This window comes from Qipengyuania intermedia (assembly GCF_019711615.1).
GTDB lineage: Bacteria > Pseudomonadota > Alphaproteobacteria > Sphingomonadales > Sphingomonadaceae > Qipengyuania > Qipengyuania intermedia.
On record NZ_JAIGNS010000004.1, the window covers coordinates 1 to 1,427 of the forward strand.

A 1,427-nucleotide genomic window follows, 5' to 3' on the forward strand; every position below is an offset into this window, starting at 1 on the left:
GGGTGAGGGGGCAGCCGGGGCGGCTGATCGGGAGAGGCTCTCTTCCTCTCCTGCTCGCGCTCCACGTGCGGGCAGGGGGCCTTCACAAGGCGCCGCCAGCAGTCGCTCCCATCCCCAGAGCGTATTGGCTCATCTCATGCATGGCCTACTGTCTTACACTAAACTGGAGTGCGGTGCCATAGGGCCCGTCTTGAAACACGGACCTAGGAGTTACACTCTGTCGCGAGTGGAAGGGGACGGACGAGCCCTACACGCGCAGCGAAAGCAAGTAGTCGAGCCGGCTTTTAGAACGTGCGAAGGCACTGACAGCTCCTTCCCGCGAGGGAGGTGGGCGCGGAGGCCCGCAGCACGGCCCTCTGACCCTAGGCCTCGGCCTTCGGGGACAGGGCGGTTGAGCGGCAGAGCGTATACCCGAGAGGGGGTGATCTATCCAAGACCAGGATGAAGCCGGGGGAAACCCCGGTGGAGGTCCGAAGGGGTATTGACGTGCAAATCATTCCTCAGAGTTTTGGATTGGGGCGAAAGACTCATCGAACCCCCTCTTAGCTGGTTCCCGCCGAAATGTCCCTAAGGATAGCAGCGGCACGCTTGACAGAGTTGCACACGGTAAAGCGAATGATTGGAGGTAGTGGGGGAGAAAATCCTTCATCCGACTCTCAAACTCTGAATGTGTGCGAGGGAGGCGGGGGGCGCAAGCCCTCTGCGACACCCCGTTACGTAGAGGCCGCCTTTTCCCTCCGGCTTGAGGAGGGCAGCCGTACAGAACGGGCTCCGGGAGAATCTGTTGTGCCGTTAGTGGGCCTCACCAGGTAAGCTGGGAAGGCAATTCGGGATGAACCGATAGTCTAGTTAAGACGCGTAACTTTCGGCTCATGAGAGACCATAAATGGCGTCATTCGGTTAAGACAATTCGAAGCTAGAATTGGCAGTATTCATGCTCTAAGGAGTGTCGACCAACTCACGAATCGAATCGAGTGGCCCAGAAAATGGATCGCGCTAAAGCCGGGGGTCTATACTAGACCGTTGATGTGACGGAAAGCCAGGCAGGGCATGCATGGGGTTTTTGTCGAAGGAAACATCAACGCGTAGGCGGGCGTGGGGTTACGCGAAGAAGCGCAGAGGGTGACCTCGCGTGGAGCTGACCCCAGTGCACATCTTGGTGGAAGTAGCAACTACAAAAGTGCAAGCCTTTTGGACTGATGTGGAGAAGGTTTTCATGTCGACTGTGTTTGGGCATGAGTGATTCGGTCCTGAGAGAATGGCGAAGGTCATTTGCCAAGAGGGCAGCCCCGACCTCTCCCGCGAGGGTCTGGGAGGGGGGAGCCCCGCTTCTCGAAAGGGATGCTGGTTAACATTCCAGCAACTTACGTAGCCTGAGGCGATTCCTCTTTTATTAGAGGGAAAGCTGAGATAGCGGTAACGCAAAA

Annotated in this window: 1 rRNA gene; it reads left to right on the top strand. The window is 57.5% G+C overall.

The window, feature by feature from the left end:
* Positions 1 to 127: 127 nt before the first annotated feature.
* Positions 128 to 1,427 (top strand): 23S ribosomal RNA (locus K3179_RS13385); the annotation flags it as partial.